This window comes from Pseudomonas sp. B20 (assembly GCF_020515755.1).
Taxonomy (GTDB): Bacteria; Pseudomonadota; Gammaproteobacteria; order Pseudomonadales; family Pseudomonadaceae; genus Aquipseudomonas; species Aquipseudomonas syringae.
On sequence record NZ_JAHPJG010000013.1, the window covers coordinates 86,230 to 107,425 of the forward strand.

15 protein-coding genes are annotated in these 21,196 nt (G+C 60.5%); 5 read left to right on the forward strand and 10 right to left on the reverse strand.

Annotation, left to right across the window (positions count from 1 at the left end; translation table 11 throughout):
- Positions 1-38: 38 nt before the first annotated feature.
- The 7 genes from urtE to LIX91_RS14255 all read right to left on the reverse strand — a co-directional run bounded on the left by urtE (position 39) and on the right by LIX91_RS14255 (position 10,434).
- Positions 39-737, reverse strand: coding sequence for an urea ABC transporter ATP-binding subunit UrtE (urtE, locus tag LIX91_RS14225; protein ID WP_003419471.1), 699 nt, complete (start codon positions 735-737; stop codon positions 39-41).
- 109 nt (positions 738-846) lie between these two features.
- The gene (gene urtD, locus LIX91_RS14230) at positions 847-1,707 is read right to left on the reverse strand and encodes an urea ABC transporter ATP-binding protein UrtD (RefSeq protein WP_003419455.1); all 861 of its coding nucleotides are present in this window, start codon (positions 1,705-1,707) and stop codon (positions 847-849) included.
- On the reverse strand, positions 1,704-2,783 hold the full coding sequence (gene urtC / locus LIX91_RS14235; protein ID WP_226488653.1) for an urea ABC transporter permease subunit UrtC: 1,080 nt from the start codon (positions 2,781-2,783) through the stop codon (positions 1,704-1,706). Before urtC ends, urtD begins: the two co-directional genes overlap by 4 nt.
- Positions 2,783-4,372: an urea ABC transporter permease subunit UrtB gene (gene urtB, locus LIX91_RS14240; protein WP_226488654.1), complete on the reverse strand. Its 1,590-nt coding sequence runs from the start codon at positions 4,370-4,372 to the stop codon at positions 2,783-2,785. The genes urtC and urtB overlap by 1 nt, the downstream gene beginning before the upstream one ends.
- A gap of 253 nt (positions 4,373-4,625) precedes the next feature.
- Positions 4,626-5,891 (reverse strand): urea ABC transporter substrate-binding protein, encoded by a 1,266-nt coding sequence (gene urtA / locus LIX91_RS14245; protein WP_226488655.1) that lies wholly within the window; start codon positions 5,889-5,891, stop codon positions 4,626-4,628.
- A gap of 255 nt (positions 5,892-6,146) precedes the next feature.
- Entirely contained in the window at positions 6,147-9,578 is a 3,432-nt protein-coding gene (locus LIX91_RS14250) for a dermonecrotic toxin domain-containing protein (protein ID WP_226488656.1), read from the reverse strand.
- A gap of 394 nt (positions 9,579-9,972) precedes the next feature.
- On the reverse strand, positions 9,973-10,434 hold the full coding sequence (locus LIX91_RS14255) for a copper chaperone PCu(A)C (protein ID WP_226488657.1): 462 nt from the start codon (positions 10,432-10,434) through the stop codon (positions 9,973-9,975).
- 142 nt (positions 10,435-10,576) lie between these two features.
- Between LIX91_RS14255 and LIX91_RS14260 the strand changes: the two genes are divergently transcribed.
- Entirely contained in the window at positions 10,577-11,035 is a 459-nt protein-coding gene (locus LIX91_RS14260; RefSeq protein WP_226488658.1) for an REP-associated tyrosine transposase, read from the forward strand.
- 2,419 nt (positions 11,036-13,454) lie between these two features.
- Here LIX91_RS14260 and LIX91_RS14265 read toward each other — a convergent pair.
- The 3 genes from LIX91_RS14265 to cbiE are packed head-to-tail and all read right to left on the reverse strand — an operon-like array spanning position 13,455 to position 16,485.
- Complete coding sequence (locus LIX91_RS14265) at positions 13,455-14,174, reverse strand: cobalt-precorrin-6A reductase (RefSeq protein ID WP_226488659.1); 720 nt, start codon at positions 14,172-14,174, stop codon at positions 13,455-13,457.
- A complete protein-coding gene (locus LIX91_RS14270; RefSeq protein ID WP_226488660.1) occupies positions 14,171-15,283 on the reverse strand; it encodes a cobalt-precorrin-5B (C(1))-methyltransferase in 1,113 nt (370 codons plus the stop codon). The genes LIX91_RS14265 and LIX91_RS14270 overlap by 4 nt, the downstream gene beginning before the upstream one ends.
- The gene (cbiE, locus tag LIX91_RS14275; protein WP_226488661.1) at positions 15,283-16,485 is read right to left on the reverse strand and encodes a precorrin-6y C5,15-methyltransferase (decarboxylating) subunit CbiE; all 1,203 of its coding nucleotides are present in this window, start codon (positions 16,483-16,485) and stop codon (positions 15,283-15,285) included. The genes LIX91_RS14270 and cbiE overlap by 1 nt, the downstream gene beginning before the upstream one ends.
- Positions 16,486-16,620: 135 nt before the next feature.
- On the opposite strand from cbiE, the gene cobG reads away from it, so the two are divergent.
- From cobG to cobJ, 4 genes are read left to right on the forward strand one after another with little or no spacing between them, the layout of a single operon-like run.
- On the forward strand, positions 16,621-17,964 hold the full coding sequence (cobG, locus tag LIX91_RS14280) for a precorrin-3B synthase (protein ID WP_226488662.1): 1,344 nt from the start codon (positions 16,621-16,623) through the stop codon (positions 17,962-17,964).
- Positions 17,957-18,583 (forward strand): precorrin-8X methylmutase, encoded by a 627-nt coding sequence (locus LIX91_RS14285; RefSeq protein ID WP_003368856.1) that lies wholly within the window; start codon positions 17,957-17,959, stop codon positions 18,581-18,583. Before cobG ends, LIX91_RS14285 begins: the two co-directional genes overlap by 8 nt.
- On the forward strand, positions 18,583-19,314 hold the full coding sequence (locus LIX91_RS14290; RefSeq protein ID WP_003399679.1) for a precorrin-2 C(20)-methyltransferase: 732 nt from the start codon (positions 18,583-18,585) through the stop codon (positions 19,312-19,314). Before LIX91_RS14285 ends, LIX91_RS14290 begins: the two co-directional genes overlap by 1 nt.
- Positions 19,314-21,017 (forward strand): precorrin-3B C(17)-methyltransferase, encoded by a 1,704-nt coding sequence (cobJ, locus tag LIX91_RS14295; protein ID WP_226488663.1) that lies wholly within the window; start codon positions 19,314-19,316, stop codon positions 21,015-21,017. The genes LIX91_RS14290 and cobJ overlap by 1 nt, the downstream gene beginning before the upstream one ends.
- Positions 21,018-21,196: the final 179 nt, after the last annotated feature.

Sequence of the window (21,196 nt, forward strand, 5' to 3'; positions counted from 1 at the left end):
TTGGCTTGTCGAATGCTGCACGATAACGGATTGACGCATCAAATGGTGACCAGACCACGAACGCCGTCGCTCTCCATGTTCTCGCCACGGCCCTGCTGGACGATCTCGCCCCGCGACATCACCAGGTACTGATCGGCCAGTTCCGCGGCGAAGTCGTAGAACTGCTCGACCAGCAGAATCGCCATGTCGCCACGCTCTGCGAGCTTTTTGATAACTACGCCGATTTCCTTGATCACTGAGGGCTGAATACCTTCGGTGGGCTCGTCGAGAATCAGCAGGCGCGGACGGCTCGCCAGTGCCCGGCCTATGGCCAGTTGCTGCTGCTGACCACCGGACAGATCGCCGCCGCGACGGTGCTTCATTTGCAGCAGCACCGGGAACAACTCGTAGATGAAGGCTGGCACTTCCTTGGCCTCGGAGCCCGGAAAACGGGACAGGCCCATGAGCAGATTTTCCTCGACCGTCAGCCGGCCGAATATTTCCCGGCCCTGCGGCACGTAAGCAATCCCGGCATGTACCCTTTGATGCGTCTTGAACTGGGTGATGGTCTTGCCTTCCCATTGCACCGAGCCTTCCTTCGATGGCAGCAGGCCCATCAGGACGCGCAAGAGTGTGGTCTTGCCCACGCCGTTGCGGCCCAGCAGGCAGGTGACTTCACCGACCTTCACATCAAACGACAGACCGCGAAGAATGTGGCTGCCGCCGTAATATTGGTGGAGCTGGCTAACAGTGAGCATGAGGGCCTCATGAGTTATAAGCTTCAAGCTTCAAGCTTCAAGCTGCAAGTAAAGAGCAGCACGTTGTTTTTGCTTCTAGCTTGCAGCTAAAAGCTTGCAGCTGGACGCGCTAGCGCCCCAAGTAAACTTCGATCACGCGTTCGTCGGCCTGTACGTCGTTCAGCGAGCCTTCAGCCAGCACGCTGCCCTGGTGCAGCACGGTGACATGGTCGGCAATCGAGCCGACGAAGCCCATGTCGTGCTCAACCACCATCAGCGAATGTTTACCGGCGAGGCTCTTGAACAGCTCGGCGGTGAATTCGGTTTCGGCATCGGTCATGCCCGCGACGGGCTCGTCGAGCAGCAGTAATTGCGGGTCCTGAACCAGCAGCATGCCGATCTCCAGAAACTGCTTCTGGCCGTGGGACAGCAAGCCCGCAGGGCGCTGCATCGAGCTGGTCAGGCGGATCGTTTCCAGCACCTCACCGATCCGGTCCTGTTGTTCGCCGCTCAACCGCGCACGCAAACTGGCCCACACCGATTTGTCGGTCTTCTGCGCCAGCTCGAGGTTTTCGAACACGCTCAAGGCCTCGAATACCGTGGGTTTCTGGAACTTGCGGCCGATGCCGGCCTGAGCGATCTGCACTTCGGTCATCTTCGTCAGGTCCAGCGTTTCACCGAACCATGCCTTGCCGTGGCTGGGACGGGTCTTGCCGGTGATGACGTCCATCAGCGTGGTCTTGCCCGCGCCGTTGGGGCCGATGATGCAGCGCAGTTCGCCTACGCCGATGTACAGATTCAGATCGTTCAGGGCCTTGAAGCCGTCGAAGCTGACGCTGATGTCTTCCAGCGTCAGGATCGTGCCGTGGCGAGTGTTGAGGCCTTTGCCAGCGCTTTTGCCGAATCCCACTGCGTCGCGGCTGGTGCCAGCATCGGAGTTTGGCGCCAGGATCGGTTCCAGCATGAAAGACGGGGTCGGAGTGGTTTTCATTGCTCGCTCCTTTTCTTCAGCATGCCGATCACGCCCTTGGGCAGATACAGCGTGACGATGATGAACAGCGCGCCAAGGAAGAACAGCCAGTATTCCGGGAAGGCCATGGTGAACCAGCTCTTCATGCCGTTCACCAGACCTGCGCCCAGCAGCGGGCCGATCAGCGTGCCGCGGCCACCCAGGGCTACCCAGACAGCGGCTTCAATGGAGTTGGTCGGCGACATTTCGCTGGGGTTGATAATGCCGACCTGCGGCACATACAAGGCGCCAGCCAGGCCGCACAGCACGGCGCTCAGGACCCAGACGAACAGTTTGAAGCCGCGCGGATCGTAACCGCAGAACATCAGGCGGTTTTCCGCATCGCGCAGCGCGGTCAGCACGCGGCCGAACTTGCTCTGCGCCAGGCGCCAGCCGATGTACAGGCTGACCACCAGCAGTGCGACCGTGGCCAGAAACAGCGCGGCTCTGGTCCCTTGTGAACTGATGCTGAAGCCCAGAATGCTGCGGAAGTTGGTGAACCCGTTGTTGCCGCCAAAGCCGGTCTCGTTGCGAAAGAACAGCAGCATGCCGGCGAAGGTCAGCGCCTGGGTCATGATCGAAAAGTACACGCCCTTGATCCGCGAGCGGAAGGCGAAGAAGCCGAATACCAATGCCAGCAGTCCCGGTGCCAGGACCACCAGGCACATCGCCCAGAGGAAGTGGTCGGTGCCCGCCCAGTACCACGGCAGCTCGGTCCACGACAGGAAGGTCATGAAGGCCGGCAGACCATCGCCAGCGGCCTGGCGCATCAGGTACATGCCCATGGCATAACCGCCCAGGGCGAAGAACAGGCCGTGGCCCAGCGACAGCAGCCCGGCGTAGCCCCAGACCAGGTCCAGCGCCAGCGCGACGATGGCGTAGCAGAGGATCTTGCCCGCCAGGGTCAGGGTGTAGGCCGAGACCTGAAAGCTGTTATCGGCAGGCAGCAGCGACAGCAGCGGCAGTGCCAGCAGCACCGCCAGTATTAAGGAGCCTGCGGTCAGCGTGCCTCTGGGCCCGACTTTTTGCGCGGCAGTGACTATCAATGGCTGGCTCATCAGTCGATCACCCGTCCTTTCAGTGCGAAGAGGCCTTGCGGACGTTTCTGGATAAACAGAATGATCAGCGCCAGGATCAGGATCTTGCCCAATACAGCGCCGATTTGCGGTTCGAGAATCTTGTTGGCAATGCCCAGCCCGAAGGCCGCCATCACGCTACCGGCCAGTTGCCCGACACCGCCGAGCACGACCACCAGGAACGAATCAATGATGTAGCTTTGCCCAAGATCAGGGCCCACGTTGCCGATCTGGCTCAGGGCAACACCCCCCAGACCAGCGATACCCGAGCCCAGACCGAAGGCCATCATGTCGATGCGCCCGGTCGGTACGCCGCAGCAGGCGGCCATGTTGCGGTTCTGGGTGACGGCGCGCACGTTCAGGCCCAGGCGGGTCTTGTTCAGCAGCAGCCAGGTCAGCACCACCACGAACAGCGCGAACGCGATGATCACGATGCGGTTGTAAGGCAGCACCAGATTAGGCAGCACCTGGATGCCACCCGACAGCCATTGCGGGTTGGCGACTTCAACGTTCTGCGCGCCGAAGGCCAGACGCACGGCCTGAATCAGCATCAGGCTGATGCCCCAGGTCGCCAGCAGGGTTTCCAGCGGGCGGCCATACAGATGACGAATGACCGTACGTTCCAGGGCCATGCCGATCGCGGCGGTGACAAAGAACGCCACCGGCAACGCGATCAGCGGGTAGTACTCGATGGCCCCCGGTGCGTAGCGCTGCAGCATCAGTTGCACGACGTAGGTGGAGTAGGCCCCCAGCATCAGCATCTCGCCGTGGGCCATGTTGATTACGCCCAGCAGGCCGAAGGTGATCGCCAGACCCAGCGCCGCCAGCAACAGGATCGAGCCCAGCGACATGCCGCTGAACGCCTGGCCGAGGATTTCACCTATCATCAGCTTGCGCTTGACCTGCGCCAGGCTGGTTTCAGCCGCCACGCGTACCGAAGCGTCGGTTTCCACGCCGGGTGCCAGCAATGATTCTAGACGGGTACGCGCCAGCGGGTCACCGGTTTCGCCCAGCAGCCGCACGGCAGCCAGACGTACTGTCGGGCTGGTGTCGACCATTTGCAGGTTGGCCAGCGCCAGGGTCAGCGCGCTTTTCACACTGGAATCGGATTCGCTGGCCACGCGCTCGGTCAGTAACTCCAGCTGCGCAGGGCGCGCGCTTTTTTGCAATTGCAGGGCGGCGGCCATGCGCAGTCGTGTATCGGCTGCCAGCAACTGATGGCTGGCCAGCGCCGTTTCAACCAGGCCACGCAGCCGGTTGTTCAAGCGCAATTTACGCGGTTCGTCAGGCGTTGGAGCATCGGCGGCGGCAGGGGCCTGTGCATCGACGGCCACGTATTGATCGTTGCTTTCGATCCAGGCGCGCTTGCTGCTGTCGGCACCCACACGGCCATCGCGCAAGGCTTCGAGCAGCTCGACACGTTCCGGCACAGGCCTGGCGGCCCAGGCTTCCAGCAGCTCTGCCTGTTGCGAAGAACTGGCTGCGACAAAGTCACTGGCATCGCCGGCTTGGGCAGCCAAAGGCAGCAGCAGGCTGATGGTGAGGATCAAACGGTAAAAATAAGAAGGCATATCAATATGGCCTTGATTCAGTATGGCGTCGTCTACTTTTGAGACGGTCCTTCACGCCCTTCGCCAAGCGTCACATGCGGGGGCTTTTTTTGATTCTGGCCGAAGGCCGTAGGAGCGACCGGGGCAGATCGCCGCCCCGGTCGCTCCTACGCCCTGTGGGCAGAAGCTTTGAAACCCCGGACTTCGCGGGCTTCAGGACCTGTCTATAACGCTTGGCGCTGGAGCGTGGGAACGATCAAGCAGCGTTGATCCGTCAGTTGCTCTTCGCCGGGGCGTCCGGCTTCTTGTCGTTGCCAGGGATGTACGGGCTCCATGGCTGGGCGCGGATCGGCTCTTTGGTCTGCCAGACGACGTTGAACTGACCGTTGTCCTGGATTTCGCCGATCATCACGGGCTTGTGCAAGTGGTGGTTGGTCTTGTCCATGGTCAGGGTAAAGCCCGACGGCGCTGCGAACGTCTGGCCGGCCATGGCTTCACGGACCTTGTCCACGTCGGTGGATTTAGCTTTCTCGACCGCCTGCGCCCACATGTGAATGCCGACATACGTGGCTTCCATCGGGTCGTTGGTCACAGCCTTGTCAGCGCCTGGCAGGTTTTTCTTTTTGGCGTAGGCCGTCCAGTCAGCCACGAACTTCTTGTTGACCGGGTTTTCCACCGACTGGAAGTAGTTCCAGGCGGCCAGATGGCCTACCAGTGGCTTGGTGTCGATGCCGCGCAGTTCTTCTTCGCCTACCGAGAAGGCCACAACCGGTACGTCGGTAGCGTTCAGGCCCTGGTTGGCCAGTTCCTTGTAGAACGGCACGTTGGAGTCGCCGTTGACGGTGGAGATAACGGCCGTCTTGCCACCGGCGGAGAACTTCTTGATGTTGGCCACGATGGTTTGATAATCGGAGTGACCGAACGGGGTGTAGACCTCTTCGATATCGGTATCTTTCACGCCTTTGGAATGCAGGAAGGCGCGCAGAATCTTGTTGGTGGTACGCGGGTACACATAGTCGGTGCCGAGCAGGAAGAAGCGCTTGGCCGAGCCGCCATCTTCACTCATGACATATTCGACGGCAGGGATGGCCTGCTGGTTAGGCGCAGCGCCGGTGTAGAAAACATTGGGCGACATCTCTTCGCCTTCGTACTGCACCGGGTAGAACAGCAGCCCGTTGAGTTCTTCGAAGACCGGCAGCACTGATTTGCGCGACACCGATGTCCAGCAGCCGAATACCACGGCGACCTTGTCCTGAGTCAGCAACTGACGGCCTTTTTCCGCGAACAGCGGCCAGTTGGACGCCGGGTCGACGACGACCGGCTCCAGCATCTTGCCGTTGACGCCGCCTTTGGCGTTGATTTCGTCGATGGTCATCAAGGCCATGTCCTTGAGCGACGTCTCGGAGATGGCCATGGTGCCGGACAACGAATGCAGAATGCCGACCTTGATGGTCTCGGCAGCCTGAACGGTCCAGGTCAGTCCCATGGCGGCGATCGATGCGGACAGGGTAAAGGCTTTGATCAGGCTGCGACGCTTCATTGACTGGCTCCCTTAGTACATTGTTTGAGGTTTGGCGGCGGTGCATTTCGTTGCTCTTCCAAGCTTTAGCAAGGTCTGGGCCAATGTAGGAACGTCGCAAAATGGAACGAATGTGTCGCGGTTCGGGGAGGGTGTGCACCAAGGTGGAACCCGACTTTGTCCAGCGTGCGCTGCGGGCTCTGCAATGGTGCAAGGCTGCCTTGCAGGAGCGCCGGCCAGTTACGGCCGGGTTCCCGGATCAGCCGCTTGCGGGTTTCAGACCCAGAGTTCCTGTTCTCCGGTATAGAGATCGTAGGTCTGATCAACCAGTTGTTCGGGCGCATCGAACCAGGCAAACAGCTGTCCGTTGATCCGTTTGGTCGCGCCCAGTTGCACGCACGTGCCTGGCGGGATTGCCACGTGGTCGCCAAGAAAACCGGTGAACATGTTCTTCTTGGGCACCGCCGGTGCAAAGATGAAGAACACCGGGTGGTTTTCGGCATTGGCGTTGCGACTCACGAACCCGTCCTGGCTCCATCTGGAGGCATTGGCTCGCGACACCGATGCAGACTGCACGCCGTTGTCGGTGAACACCGAACCCACCTCGCGTTCAAGGCAGGCCACCCCGTCGCTGGACACATAGGTGGCGCGAAAGGCAGTGCCTTCCCACGCCTTGAGTTTATGGAACTGACGTAAAAACCTGCGCGTGGTGGCGTTGCGCACGCCGCTTCGCAGCAGCGGGTTGATGTCCGTTGAACCGCTTTCCACGTAGGCGACTATTTCGGAATAGTTTTCTGCATTGGATGTCTGGGCCAGCGCCAGGTAATCGCTCTCGAACTTCAGGCGTTCAGTACTACTGGCTTCCTCCAGAGAGGCCGGCCAGAGAGTGGTCAGGCTGGCCAGCCGGGACTGGGCATTGCGGATTGCCGTCTTGCTCATGCGTGGTATCTGTTTGCCGACGACTTTCCAGGTGCCGCTGGTGCTGCGCAGGGCAAACTCCTGCTCGTGCACCAGTTGCGTTGTATCCATCGGGTTGACCCGATAAAGGCGTGAGTGACCGAACATGTTGGCCCGCCGGCTCAGAAAACAGGTCTGGCCTTCTACTTCAATGGCAACGAAGCGTTTGGGGTCCATGGCGACGATCAGTTTCGAGTTTGCAAAACGCGGGGCCTTGGAATGCGACAGGAGGTAGCCGATCTGTACCTGACCGTCACGGCCGACCCTGCGTATCAGGTGCGGGCGTCTTGGCTTTTTTGTCGCGTTGACTGCCGGTTTCAGGGCCAGCGCCAGGTGGCCGACCAAGGCGATGGCCAGATAGCTGATGGCGCTCAGGAACTCTTCGGCAGCACCTTCCAGATCGTTCTCATCGATTTTTGAAAAGGCACTCCAGGTCTTGTACAGGCCTACCCCCAACGAGACAGGCAGCATGATCGGATCAGGCAAAAACAGAATCGCAATGCCGGCGATCAGGTCGAATCCCCGGGCCGATTGCCCCCTGCCGGTTGCCTGACTCATCTGCCGTTTGGCTTCGTTGATCAACTGATCGATCTTGGTCTCGTGACTTTCCTCATAAATGTCCTTGCTCTGTGTGACAAACACGACCGGGCGCAGCAGCCTGGGCGGGATAGGTACAAGCGTCAGTTGAGTCAATACCTCTGGCGGGCGCCAATGCTTCGCTTCCTTTTCGTATTGCATGGCGCGCAGTGTCTCGAGGCGCCTGGAAAGCGGTATTTGCTCAAGCAGATACTGCTGGAACGGCGCCTCCTCCAGAAAGCTGGTGGTGAGATGAAACATGCTGTAGAACCAGCGGAAAACGATACCGTCCGGAGCATCCAGGGTGCACAGTACCAAGGGGCCCTTTTCGAATTTTGCGGCGGGGGCAATCAACATGACATTGGTCATCTTGAATTGATTGACGCTGAAAAACCTGACCTCTATGGCTTCGCCGTTGACGGTCGGACGTCCTTGCGGCGCGGGGGAGTCCAGCACCGCCTTGATCCACTCGCGGCCTGACGGTGCAAAAGTCTGCTGCTCCAGCTCCAGCAGCACCATCTTCATCTGCGCCTCCAGCATGGCCTTTTGCAATCTTTTCAGTTGCTGTGCGTAGGCCGAGGTCCTCAGATGAAGGTCGAGGTAATCACTGAGATGCCGCGGGTCCTCTATGGCCTCTACCAGCGCCTTGATCGCTGACTTTTCCAGTCGAGTGATGACGGCACCGGTGTCATCGACAGCCCGGACTACCAGTGCGTCCTCGACCAGAATACGGTGAGCACGGTCATGCGCCAATTGCCTGAGTGATACCTGCAGAGTACTGGTTGCCGGTGGCACGGGGGCGCCGGTAATCTCCTGCACTTCAGTGCCTACACGGTACGTCATTGACAGCGTGATGCGTTCCGCTGCCGTCGGGATGGACGAGCGTTTCAGCATGTCATCCAGTTGCTTGTCGATATAGCGCGTGAGGTAGGTGCGGCTGTCGTTCTCCGGCTGGTCGAAGTTATCCTTGCTGGCTTGCCGGATGCTGACGATCGATTCACCAAACCGTTGTGCCTGATCCAGCCATTCCTGGTGTTGCGACGGGCCCATGGTTTTCCACCATTCAGGCATCTGGCTCTGAATCAGATCGGCATCCAGTCTGTCGAGCCGCCAGTGGTTGTCGAAATAAACGTCCGATCCCGGCAGATGGGTCAATGATTGCTCGAAACAAATCTCGTCCATGCGTTGAGCACGGGCGAGTTGTACGGCCTTCGCAAACATCGCCTGCTGTCTGAAAACCAGACCTGCATGCAGCAGACTCAGGAAGTCGCCTTCCATCAGGGTGTACTGCATTTGTAGCTCGCTGGTGTTCAAGTCGATCTGGCTTACCTGTTCAACGTCCTGGTGTTGCCTGTATTCGAGGACTGCTCCCTTCTTGACCAGGGTTTCGTGCAGTTGCTTGAAGGACGCAAATGCCTGCAGCCCTTCGTGGGGCGTGAACAGCAGGACATCTTCACGTTCTTCTTCGTCGATCTGTACCGGTTCGTCACGCAGGCGTCGGGCAATGACAAACGCACCGTAAAGCGACACCGGAGGACCCTCACCGGTACGTGCCGAGAGGCTGTACACGCTGTGTGCCTGAATATCCGCCATGCCTGCAGCCAGGCTGGTGTCGCATGGGCGCAGTGCTTGCGAAAGCAGGCTATAGTGGTTGGTGGTCATTTTTCCCCGCGCGATGAGCACTACGCACTCGGCTTTCAGGCACTCGATCTGTTCGGCGATAAACTGACTGCGCCGAGTGTCGCCGCCATCGGGGGCGACGCTCCAGTAGTCCGCCAGTTTCTGGCGGTAGAACGGTTCCAGTTGCTGGCTGATCTGGTTGTAAAACAGGGTCGTGGCCGCGCCGTCCAGCAGCGGGATGGCTGGCGTTTTTGACGTGGAGGAGGGCGACGCGTAGAGCCCTTTTACGTCGCTGTGGGCCCAGTTCAGATGACCGGTGAAATACTCGACCAGACTGCGTATCAGCGGAGCATTGATCAGGTTCCCGTCGTCGTCTGAAGCTGCCTGGCTGTCCCGGTAGCTCAGTGATGTGGTCTGAACATCCAGCCCGGGTATAAGGCGGTGCAGCAGATCACGGGCCAGTTCCTGCGTAACCTGGCTGAAAGCGGGCGGGTAGATATCGCTGGCAGGTGGGTTGTCTGGCAGTGGGGGTGATGCGGTGAGCGGTAGGTTCATGGTGCTGATTCGTCTGCATGATGGATGATCCACTCAAGGCGTTGGCCGAGCGGTTCATTTCATATAGTCAGGCTTGAAGGCACGGGGGTATCGGCCAGCGCAGTTCGAGGACTGCAGCATCGGCTGTCTGATCGGTAGGAAGTATCGGAAACGCGCGCGATTGAGGCAAGGGCGGGGCCTGAAACCGGGTATGAGGAGGAATTCATCACAACGCCACTCAGTGGTTTCAGGCCCCGCAGTGAGCAATCTAAGCTGTTGCCGCTGTTTTGGCAAAGCGCGAAAGCACTATTCGATCAAGCGCCCGGACAATCAGCATCTGACCTGCGTGTCAGGCGTGTCGCCGCGTCAGGGGTAATGAGGATATTCAGCTCCCGGCCCTGCTCGTGAAGGTTACTCAGTGCTGGTGTTCCGGAGCCTGTTTTTGTACCACGACCTGTACCTCCACATCCCCCGCCTTTTCGAAATGCAGAGTCATCGGGAAGCGCTGGCCGACCACCAGCTTCGAGCGGTCCTTGATGTCCAGCAACATCACGTGCCAGGCCATGGGGGCGAAAGCCACCTTCGCGCCAGCCGGTATGTCGACCGCCTGCACGTGCTGCATCTTCATCAGCCCGTCGGCGTGTACATTCTCATGCAACTGCGCCTGCCCGGCGATGGGCGTGTCGACGCTAATCAGCCGGTCGGCGCTGTCACCCTTGTTATCGATAGTGAAATACGCCGCCACCGTCGGTGCATTGGGCGGTAGCTCCATCGACCACGGATGGCCAATCAGCAATGAACCTGCCTTGTACTCATGGGCGTGGACGAGGCTGGCTGGCAGCAGCAGTGCTGCCAGCAACAATGCTTTTTTGAGCATGGGGAGATTCTCCGGGGATTCGATGAAGGAGTGAAAGGTAGCTCAATTGGACATCCGAAACACTTGGGCAAACCTTTGAGCACTGCTGAGTGAGCCCGTTTCGTACAGTCGTTCCCCGGCATGCAGCCATTGGGTGATTAGGATGAATGAAAGGGCACAGTCACATCGTTTGCGCTTGGGGCGATTCTCCGGTACGGGCCAAATGTATTTAGTCACCGCAAAAACATTCCAGAGAAATCCTGTTTTTTCCGATTGGCGCATGGGTCGTCTGCTGGTTGATGAACTTCGACAGGTTCAAGAGCAGCAACTGGCCGATTCATTAGCCTGGGTGGTAATGCCCGACCACATTCACTGGCTGCTGCAGTTGAATAGCCACTCATTATCCAGCGTTGTACATCGCGTCAAATCGAAAAGCGCGATCGCCATAAACAGAGCCAGAGGCTGCAGTGGACCTTTTTGGCAAAGCGGGTTCCACGACGTCAGCATCCGTACTGAAGAAAGCCTTTTGGATTTTGCCCGTTATATCGTTGCCAATCCTGTTCGAGCCGACCTAGTCAAAAGCGTGCGCGATTATCCCTTATGGGACGCAATTTGGCTGTGAAAAACCGGTCTCTTCGTGAGCAAGCTCAGTCCCACAGGACCGAGGTGTTTTCAAACTATGTGGCTTATTTCCGCAGGCTCGGGGTATTTCGAGCCATGTGGATATTCTGCAGCACCGCTGACCTTGTGGGAGTGAGCTTGCTCGCGAAGGCGCATTAACGGATCAACAGATTTTCAGCAGCTGCACCGGTCTTTTCGTGAGCAAGCCCCCACAGGTCCGAGGTGTTTTCAAGCTATGTGGCTTATTTCCAGAGGTTCGGGGTATTTCGAGCCATGTGGATATTCTGCAGCACCGCTGATCTTGTGGGAGTGAGCTTGCTCGCGAAGGCGTATTAACGGATCAACAGATTTCCAGCGACTGTACTGGCCTCTTCGTGAGCAAGCTCACTCCCACAGGTCCGAGGTGTTTTCAAGCTATGTGGCTTATTTCCAGAGGTTCGGGGTATTTCGAGCCATGTGGATATTCTGCAGCACCGCTGACCTTGTGGGAGTGAGCTTGCTCGCGAAGGCGTATTAACGGATCAACAGATTTTCAGCGGCTGCATCGGCCTTTTCGTGAGCAAGCTCACTCCCACAGGTCCGAGGTGTTTTCAAGCTATGTGGCTTATTTCCGCAGGCTCGGGGTGTTTCGAGCCATGTGGATATTCTGCAGCACCGCTGACCTTGTGGGAGCGAGCTTGCTCGCGAAGGCGTATTAACGGATCAACAGATTTTCAGCGACTGCACTGGCCTCTTCGTGAGCAAGCTCACTCCCACAGGACCGAGGTGTTTTCAAGCTATGTGGCTTATTTCCGAAGGCTCGGGGTATTTCGAGCCATGTGGATATTCTGCAGCACCTGATCTTGTGGGAGTGAGCTTGCTCGCGAAGGCGTATTAACGGATCAACAGATTTTCAGCAGCTGCACTGGCCTCTTCGTGAGCAAGCTCACTCCCACGGGACCGAGGTGTTTTCAAGCTATGTGGCTTATTTCCAGAGGTTCGGGGTATTTCGAGCCATGTGGATATTCTGCAGCACCACTGACCTTGTGGGAGTGAGCTTGCTCGCGAAGGCGTATTAACGGATCAACAGATTTTCAGCGGCTGCATCGGCCTCTTCGTGAGCAAGCTCACTCCCACGGGACCGAGGGTTTTTCAAGCTATGTGGCTTATTTCCAGAGGTTCGGGGTATTTCGAGCCATGTGGATATTCTGCAGCACCGCTGACCTTGTGGGAGTGAGCTTGCTCGCGAAGGCGTATTAACGGATCAACAGATTTTCAGCGGCTGCATCGGCCTCTTCGTGAGCAATCTCAGTCCCACAGTTCCGAGGTATTTTCAAGCTATGTGGCTTATTTCCGCAGGCTCGGGGTATTTCGAGCCATGTGGATATTCTGCAGCACCGCTGATCTTGTGGGAGCGAGCTTGCTCGCGAAGGCGCATTAACGGATCAACAGATTTTTAGCGACTGCACTGGCCTTTTCGTGAGCAAGCTCACTCCCACGGGACCGAGGTTTTTTCAAGCTATGTGGCTTATTTCCAGAGGTTCGGGGTATTTCGAGCCATGTGGATATTCTGCAGCACCGCTGATCTTGTGGGAGCGAGCTTGCTCGCGAAGGCGTATTAACGGATCAACAGATTTTCAGCGGCAGCATCGGCCTCTTCGTGAGCAAGCTCAGTCCCACAGGACCGAGGTGTTTTCAAACTATGTGGCTTATTTCCAGAGGTTCGGGGTATTTCGAGCCATGTGGATATTCTGCAGCACCGCTGACCTTGTGGGAGCCAACTTGCTCGCGAAGGCATATTAACGGATCAACAGATTTTCAGCGGCTGTACCGGTCTCTTCGTGAGCAAGCTCACTCCCACGGGACCGAGGTGTTTTCAAACTATGTGGCTTATTTCCGCAGGCTCGGGGTATTTCGAGCCATGTGGATATTCTGCAGCACCGCTGACCTTGTGGGAGCTTGCTCGCGAAGGCGCATTAACGGATCAACAGATTTTTAGCGACTGCACTGGCCTTTTCGTGAGCAAGCTCACTCCCACGGGACCGAGGTGTTTTCAAACTATGTGGCTTATTTCCGCAGGCTCGGGGTATTTCGAGCCATGTGGATATTCTGCAGCACCTGATCTTGTGGGAGCGAGCTTGCTCGCGAAGGCGTATTAACGGATCACAGATTTCCAGCGACTGTACTGGCCTCTTCGTGAGCAAGCTCACTCCCACGGGTCCGAGGTGTTTTCAAACTATGTGGCTTATTTCCGCAGGCTCGGGGTATTTCGAGCCATGTGGATATTCTGCAGCACCGCTGATCTTGTGGGAGTGAGCTTGCTCGCGAAGGCGTATTAACGGATCAACAGATTTTCAGCGGCTGCACTGGCCTTTTCGTGAGTAAGCCCCCACAGGTCCGAGGTGTTTTCAGGGGTATCAGTGAGGACTAAAGACGGTTCATTAATCCAGCCCCAAGGCTTCCAGCACCTCATCCACACCCCAGAACAGCCTATCGACGTCAGGCAACTGCGGGCGTTTGAGGATCAGGACGGGCAGGCTGCGTTCGCGGGCGACATCGAGCTTGGGTTCGGTGGAGCTGCTGCCGCTGTTTTTGCTGATCAGTACGTCGATGTGGCGTTGTTCGAACAACTGGCGTTCGTCTTCCAGCATGAATGGGCCGCGTGCGCCGATCACTTCGCAGCGTTCGTTGCCGGGGTAGTCGTCCAGTGCCCGGAGTGTCCAGAACTGGTGCGGCGGGATTTCGTCCAGATGCTGCAAGGGCTCGCGACCCAGCGTGAACAGCGGGCGCTTGAAGGGGAGCAGGGCAGTGGTCAGTTCTGACCAGTCAGCCACTTCGCGCCAGTCATCCTCTGGACCTGCCTGCCATGCGGTGCGGCGCAAGGCCCAGCAGGGAATGCCTGCCAGTTTGGCCGCACGCGCTGCGTTGTGGCTGATCTGTGCGGCATACGGATGGGTGGCGTCCAGCAGCAGGTCGACGCCCTGTTCGCCCATGTACTGCGCCATGCCCTCGGCGCCGCCATAACCGCCGACCTTCAATTGGCAGGCCAGATCCGACGGCACCCGGCCCACGCCCGCCAGGCTGTAGATGTGCTCAGGCCCGAGCCTTCGCGCAATGGCCAGGGCCTCGGTGATACCGCCCAACAGCAGGATGCGTTTCATGTCATTTCTCTCTGTGAGTCAACGCCAGCCTGACCCACCAGCCCGCCCTGACGATCAATGGCGAAGACCTCCACCTGAACGCTCGCAGGCACGATGCTGCGCGCGAAATTCAGCGCGTGGCGACACACTTCGTCACCCAGTGGCACACCTGCCGCAGCGCTCATCGCCAGCGCTTGCTGGCTGGTGTTGGCTTCAAGGATCCTTTGTTGCAGGCCCGCATCCGCGCCGACATCCGCAGCCCAGTGCGCCAGCTGTGGCAGGTCGATGCTGGAATGGCGGCTGTGCAGGTCCATATGGCCGGCGGCCAGCTTGCTGATCTTGCCGAAGCCACCGCACACGCTCAACTTATCCACAGACACCTTGCGCAAGTGCTTGAGCACCGCACCGACGAAGTCGCCCATCTCGATCAGTGCGATGTCCGGAATTTTGTAGACGCGGCGCATGGTGTCTTCGCTGGCATTGCCGGTGCAGGCGGCGATATGCCGATAGCCGTTGGTGGTGGCGACGTCGATGCCCTGATGGATCGAGGCGATATAGGCTGCGCAGGAGAACGGCCGGACAATCCCGCTGGTGCCCAGAATCGACAGTCCGCCGAGAATGCCCAGGCGCGGATTCATGGTCTTGAGCGCCAGCGCCTCGCCGCCCTCGACGCCGATCGTGACCTCGAATCCGCCGCTGTAGCCTTGTTCTTCGGCCAGTTGCAGCAAGTGCTCGGTCATCATGCGCCGAGGCACCGGGTTGATGGCCGGCTCACCGACTGCCAGCACCAGCCCGGGGCGGGTCACGGTGCCGACACCTGCACCTGCAACGAAGCGCACGCCTGCTGCCGCTTGCAGCCTGACGCGGGCAAAAACCAGTGCGCCGTGGGTGACATCCGGATCGTCGCCAGCATCCTTGAGCGTTGCGGCTTCCGCGACGTTATCCACAAGCCGGCAGAATTCTAGACGCATCTGCACCTGTTTGCCCTTGGGCAGGACGATGTCTACCGCGTCGCTGACCTGCCCGCAGAGCAGCAGTCGCGCCGCCGCGAGGCTGGTTGCGGTCGCACAGCTGCCAGTGGTCAGGCCACTGCGCAGTGGCGCAGGCTGTTCGGCGGTTTCTTCGCGCATCAGGGTTTGACTAAGTCCAGCAGGGTGATCGGCAACGCCTGACGCCACGTATCGAATTCGCCAAGGGGCTGTGCGTGGGCGACGTGGATACGGGTCAGCTCGCCGCCATGCCGTTCGCGCCAGGCCATCAAGGCGGTTTCGCTTTGCAGGGTGACCGCATTGGCGACCAGTCGGCCGCCTGGGCGCAGCTGTTCCCAGCAGGTTTCCAGCACGCCGATACGCGTCACGCCACCGCCGATGAAAATCGCATCCGGGCGTTCCAGACCGCTCAGTGCCTGAGGCGCGCTGCCCCGCACCAGTTGCAGGCCGGGCACGCCGAGTGCGTCGCGGTTGAATTCGATCAGTTGCTGGCGGCCTTCGTCGGCTTCGATGGCCATCGCCCGGCAGGTCGGGTGCACGCGCATCCATTCGATGCCGATGGAGCCGCAGCCCGCGCCGACATCCCACAACAGTTCGCCCGGCAGCGGTGCAAGGCGGGCGAGGGTGATGGCGCGTACGTCGCGCTTGGTGAGCTGGCCGTCATGTTCGAAGGCGCTGTCCGGCAGACCTGAAATGGGGCTTAGACGGATGGCGGTGGCGTCGGCGCGACAATCGATGGCAACCAGGTTCAGCGCGGCAACCTCGGGGTTGCCCCACGCGCTGGCCAGCCCTTCGACGCGCCGCTCGGCTTCGCCACCCAGATGCTCCAGGACGGTCATGCGGCTTGGACCAAAGCCGCGCTCGCGCAACAAACCGGCAATCACGGCGGGGCTGCTGCCGTCGTTGCTCAACACCAGCAGACGCATGCCATGGTGGAAGTGCGCATTCAGCGCTGCCACCGGCCGGGCAACCACTGACAGGGTGACGACGTCCTGCAGTGGCCAGCCGAGGCGGGCGGCGGCCAGAGAATAAGAGGAGGGCGCAGGCAGAATACGCATTTCGTCAATGCTGACCACGCGTGCAAGACTGGCGCCGACGCCGAACATCATAGGGTCGCCACTGGCCAGCACGCAGATCTCGGCACCCCGCTGCTCGAGCACAGGGTTCAACGAGAAAGGGCTCGGCCACGCACGTCGCTCGGCGCGAATGCATGGCGGCAGCAACGCCAGCTGGCGCGGGCCGCCGAACACCTGATCAGCATGCAGCAGAGCGTGTCTGGCGTTCTTGCCGAGCCCCTTGTAACCGTCTTCTCCGATTCCCACGACTGTCAGCCACGGCGACATGTACCTACCTCAATCCGAACTTCCGACAGAGCGCCTTTTCATGCCTGCGGACAAAGCAGGCATAATACCGCGCCCGACGGGGTACAAGTGCTCTAATCAACGTCCGTTTCCAGCCAGTTCACATCGGGTGACCCATTGAACGAGCAGCAGTCCGCTCGCACATCCTCTGCAACGCTACGCCCCTCGGCCTGTCCGGGGTTGCTGCGTATCGTCCCGGCACTGGACGGCGGGATCTGCCGGATCAAGCTGGCGGGCGGGGTGATCAGCAGTGCGCAGGCCATGGCCGTTGCCGAGGCCGCGCGCACCTATGCACACGGCGTTATCGAGGCCACCAACCGCGCCAACCTGCAGATTCGCGGCATTGGTGCTGATCATGACGGGTTGATCGGTGCCTTGATGGCGGCAGGGCTCGGCCCCGCCAACCCGGCCAGCGACGATGTGCGCAACCTGATGCTCAGCCCGACGGCCGGCCTGGACCCGCAGATGCTCTTCGATGCCCGGCCGCTGGCGGCGCAGATTCTCGACGCGCTGGAACATCACCCGCGTTTTCATGAGCTGTCCCCCAAGTTCGCCTTGTCGCTGGACGCTGGTGAAGCGCTGGTCATGCTCGAACACCCGCACGACGTGTGGCTGTCGGCGCTGAAACTCGACGACGAAGTGCTGCTGGCGTTCGGCTTGGCCGGCTGCCCGGCCCATGATCGACCGCTGGCCGCTGTTCCTGTGGCTGAGGGTAAGACGCTGGTTGTCGCCCTGCTGGAGCTGTTTCTCGACCTGGCCCGTCCCGAGCACACCCGGATGCGGCATCTGCTGGCCGAGGTATCGACCGCCGATATGCTGCGCGAGCTGTCGACCCGGTCCGGCTGCACAGTGCGGACCGACAAGGCGATCACCGATTGGCAGCGTCCGGCCATTCAAGGCACTCTGCATATCGGTGTTTATCCACAGGCTCAGCCGAATCAGGTGGCGGTGGGCGCTGCAGTACCGTTGGGGCGTCTCGATGCGGCGATGCTTTCCAGCGTGGCGCAACTGGCGGCGGATCAGGGCGACGGCACGCTGCGCCTGACGCCCTGGCAAAGCCTGTTGCTGCCCAACGTGCTGGTCGAGCGCGCGGCAGCGGTGCTGGGCGCGTTGCAGGCATCGGGCTTCGTCGGGGCGGCCGAGCAACCGCTGGCGCAGATGCTCGCCTGTACCGGTTCTGCCGGGTGCGCCAAGGGGCTGGCCGACACCAAGGCCGACGCCCTGCAACTGGCTGCCGGACTGGCTACCGGCCAAGCGGTGCACTTGAGCGGCTGCACGCGCTCCTGCGCCGCCGCCCACGTAGCGCCAGTGACCTTGCTGGCTGTCGCGCCGGGCCGTTACGATCTTTATTTTCGCGATGCAGCGCATGCCGGTTTCGGCGTGCTGCGCGCGCGCGACCTTACTATTGAAGCAGTCGGCGCGCAGTTGAACGCCGGCTCACGGAGCAACATGCATGATTGATTACATCCGCGATGGTCAGGAGATATATCGCAACTCTTTCTCGATCATTCGCGCCGAAGCGCGTCTTGACACGATCCCTGCCGACCTGGAAAAACTCGCCGTGCGCGTGATCCATGCCTGCGGGATGGTCGAAGTCATCGAAGACCTGCGCTTCTCACCGGGTGCCGGTACCGCCGGGCGCAACGCTCTGGCCGCCGGAGCGCCGATCCTGTGTGATGCGCGCATGGTCTCCGAAGGCATCACTCGCACCCGGCTGCCCGCCAATAACCCGATCATCTGCACTTTGCATGATGAAGGCGTGCGGGAAATGGCCCTGGAGCTGGGCAATACGCGTTCTGCGGTGGCGCTTGAGCTGTGGCGTCCGCACCTGGAAGGCAGCGTGGTGGTCATCGGCAACGCGCCGACCGCGCTGTTCTATCTGTTGGAAATGCTCGATGCCGGTGCGCCGAAGCCTGCACTGATTCTCGGCTTTCCGGTCGGCTTTGTCGGCGCCGCCGAGTCCAAGGCGATGCTCGCCGCCGATAGCCGCGGCGTGCCGTTCGTGATCATGCAGGGCCGTCGTGGCGGCAGCGCCATGGCCGTGGCCGCTGTCAACGCACTGGCCACGGAGATCGAATGATGCAGGCACGCGGTCGATTGATTGGCCTGGGCGTCGGTCCTGGCGATCCGGAGCTGATCACCGTCAAGGCCCTGCGCCTGCTGCGCGAGTCGCCGGTGGTGGCGTATTTCGTGGCCAAGGGTAAAAAGGGCAACGCCTTCGGCATCATCGAAGCGCATCTGCAGGACGTTCAGACCCTGATGCCGCTGGTCTACCCGGTCACCACCGAGGCATTGCCGGCGACACTGTCCTACGAAAAGCTCATCAGCGACTTCTACGACGAATCCAGCCGGCACATTGCCGCGCACCTGGACGCCGGACGCGACGTGGCGGTGATCTGCGAAGGCGATCCGTTTTTCTATGGCTCCTACATGTACCTGCACGATCGTCTGGCCGAGCACTACGACGCTGAAGTGATTCCGGGCGTGTGCTCGATGCTCGGCGGTGCTTCGGTGCTGGGCGCACCGCTGGTGTATCGCAATCAGAGCCTGTCGGTGCTGTCCGGTGTGCTGCCCCACGATGACCTGAAACGCAAGCTGGCCGACGCCGACGCGGCGGTGATCATGAAACTGGGGCGCAACTTTCACAAGGTCCGCGAAGTGCTGACCGAGCTGGGGATGGCCGGGCGTGCGCTGTATGTCGAGCGCGCCACGATGAGCAACCAGAAAATCGTCCCGCTGGATCAGGTTGACCCGATGTCGTCGCCCTATTTTTCGCTGATTATCGTTCCTGGCGACAGGTGGCAAGGCTGATGACCTCCATGACTCCGGCCATCGTCATCCTCGGTAATGGCAGCCTTGCTACCGCGCGGCGCATTCAACAGCTGTTTCCCGATGCGCTGATTCATGGCCTGGCCGAGCGCGTGCAGGGGGCCGACCGCACTTACACTGACTTCGGCGCGACGCTGCGCCAGCTGTATCAACAGAACACGCCGATCATCGCCCTTTGCGCAGCCGGTATCGTTATTCGTACGCTGGCCGCCGTGCTGCTGGAGAAGGGCGCTGAACCGCCGGTGCTCGCCGTGGCCGAAGACGGCAGCGCCGTGGTGCCGCTGCTCGGCGGCCTTGGCGGGGTGAATGTCCTGGCGCGCAGCATCGCCAGCGGGCTTGGCGTTGCACCGGCGATCACTACCAGCGGCGAGCTGCGTTTCGGCACCTGCCTGCTCAATCCGCCAATCGGCTATGCGTTGGGCGATCTGGAGCTGGGCAAGCGTTTCGTTTCCGACCTGCTGTCCGGCGAGCCCGTGCGCATCGAGGGTGAAGCCCCCTGGCTGGCTCAGGCGCAACTGCCCGAAGATCCACAGGCGGCGCTGGCCATTCATGTCGGCAGTGCCCTGCGCGAGCCGTCGCCCCATGAATTGCTGATCTACCCACGTAACGTGCTGGTAGCGGTGACTGACCTCAGTGATGAGCTGGCTGAGCACGTGCGCTCGGCCCTGCGCGAGGCACGTATCGCCGGGCAGTCCCTGGCCTGTCTGTTGGCGGCCGAGGAGCAGATGGCCAATCCGCATCTGCACAAGGCTGCCGCCGAGCTGGACGTTGCGGTGCGATTCGTCAGCGCCGCTGCGGCCAGCGAGATGGCCATGAAGGCTGTGCCGCAGCTGTTGCCACCGCTCTGCGTCGACGCCCACACAGCGATTGCTGTCGCGGCGCAACCGCTGGAGGTGCAGAGCATCGGCCGCGGGCGTGGCCGCGTTGCAGTCATTGGTCTGGGTCCTGGCGCTGCAGACCTGATGGTACCTGCGGTCAAGGTCGAACTGGCGCGTGCCAACGATGTGCTGGGCTATGAAACCTACGTGCGCATGGCGGGGCCGTTTCGTGCCGATCAGGTACTGCACTGCACTGACAATCGCGAAGAAATGCAGCGTGCCCGACATGCCTTCGAGCTGGCTGCTCAAGGCCGTTCGGTGGTCGTGGTGTCGTCCGGTGATCCGGGAGTGTTCGCCATGGCGTCAGCGGTGCTTGAAGCGTTGCATGAGTCGGATAATCCTCATTGGCATGCGGTCGAGCTGGAGATTCTGCCGGGTGTCTCGGCCTCTCTGGCCACCGCAGCCCAGGCCGGTGCGCCGCTGGGGCATGATTTCTGTGTGCTGTCGCTGTCCGACAACCTCAAGCCCTGGGAGATCATCGAAAAGCGTCTGGACCTCGCCTGCCAGGCCGATCTGGCGCTGGCGTTCTACAACCCGATATCCCGCTCCCGACCCTGGCAACTGGGGCGTGCGCTGGAGATTGTCCGCCAGCATCGCATCCCTGCAACGCCCGTGACGCTGGGGCGCGACATCGGCCGTCCTGGCCAGACTCTGAAGGTTATCACGCTCGGCGAGTTGACCCCGGAGCAGGTGGACATGCGCACCATGGTCTTGATCGGCTCTTCCCTGACGTGCACCTTTGCGCGTCACGAAGGCGGCAACTGGGTCTATACGCCGCGTTGGTACGGCAACAAGCCTACAGCGTGAGCTCGCATGCGTGTCATACCTGCCGCCATCCAGCGTGGGAAAGCGCTGAAGTGGCGATGTCACCTCAAGCCTGTGAGCCAGTGTTTCTGCCCACAGGCTTGAGCGAATCGGCTCTCTTCAACCTTCGTCGCCCGTAGTCCGATTCCAGAAACCTCCCCGGAATCTTCGCTTACCTGCGG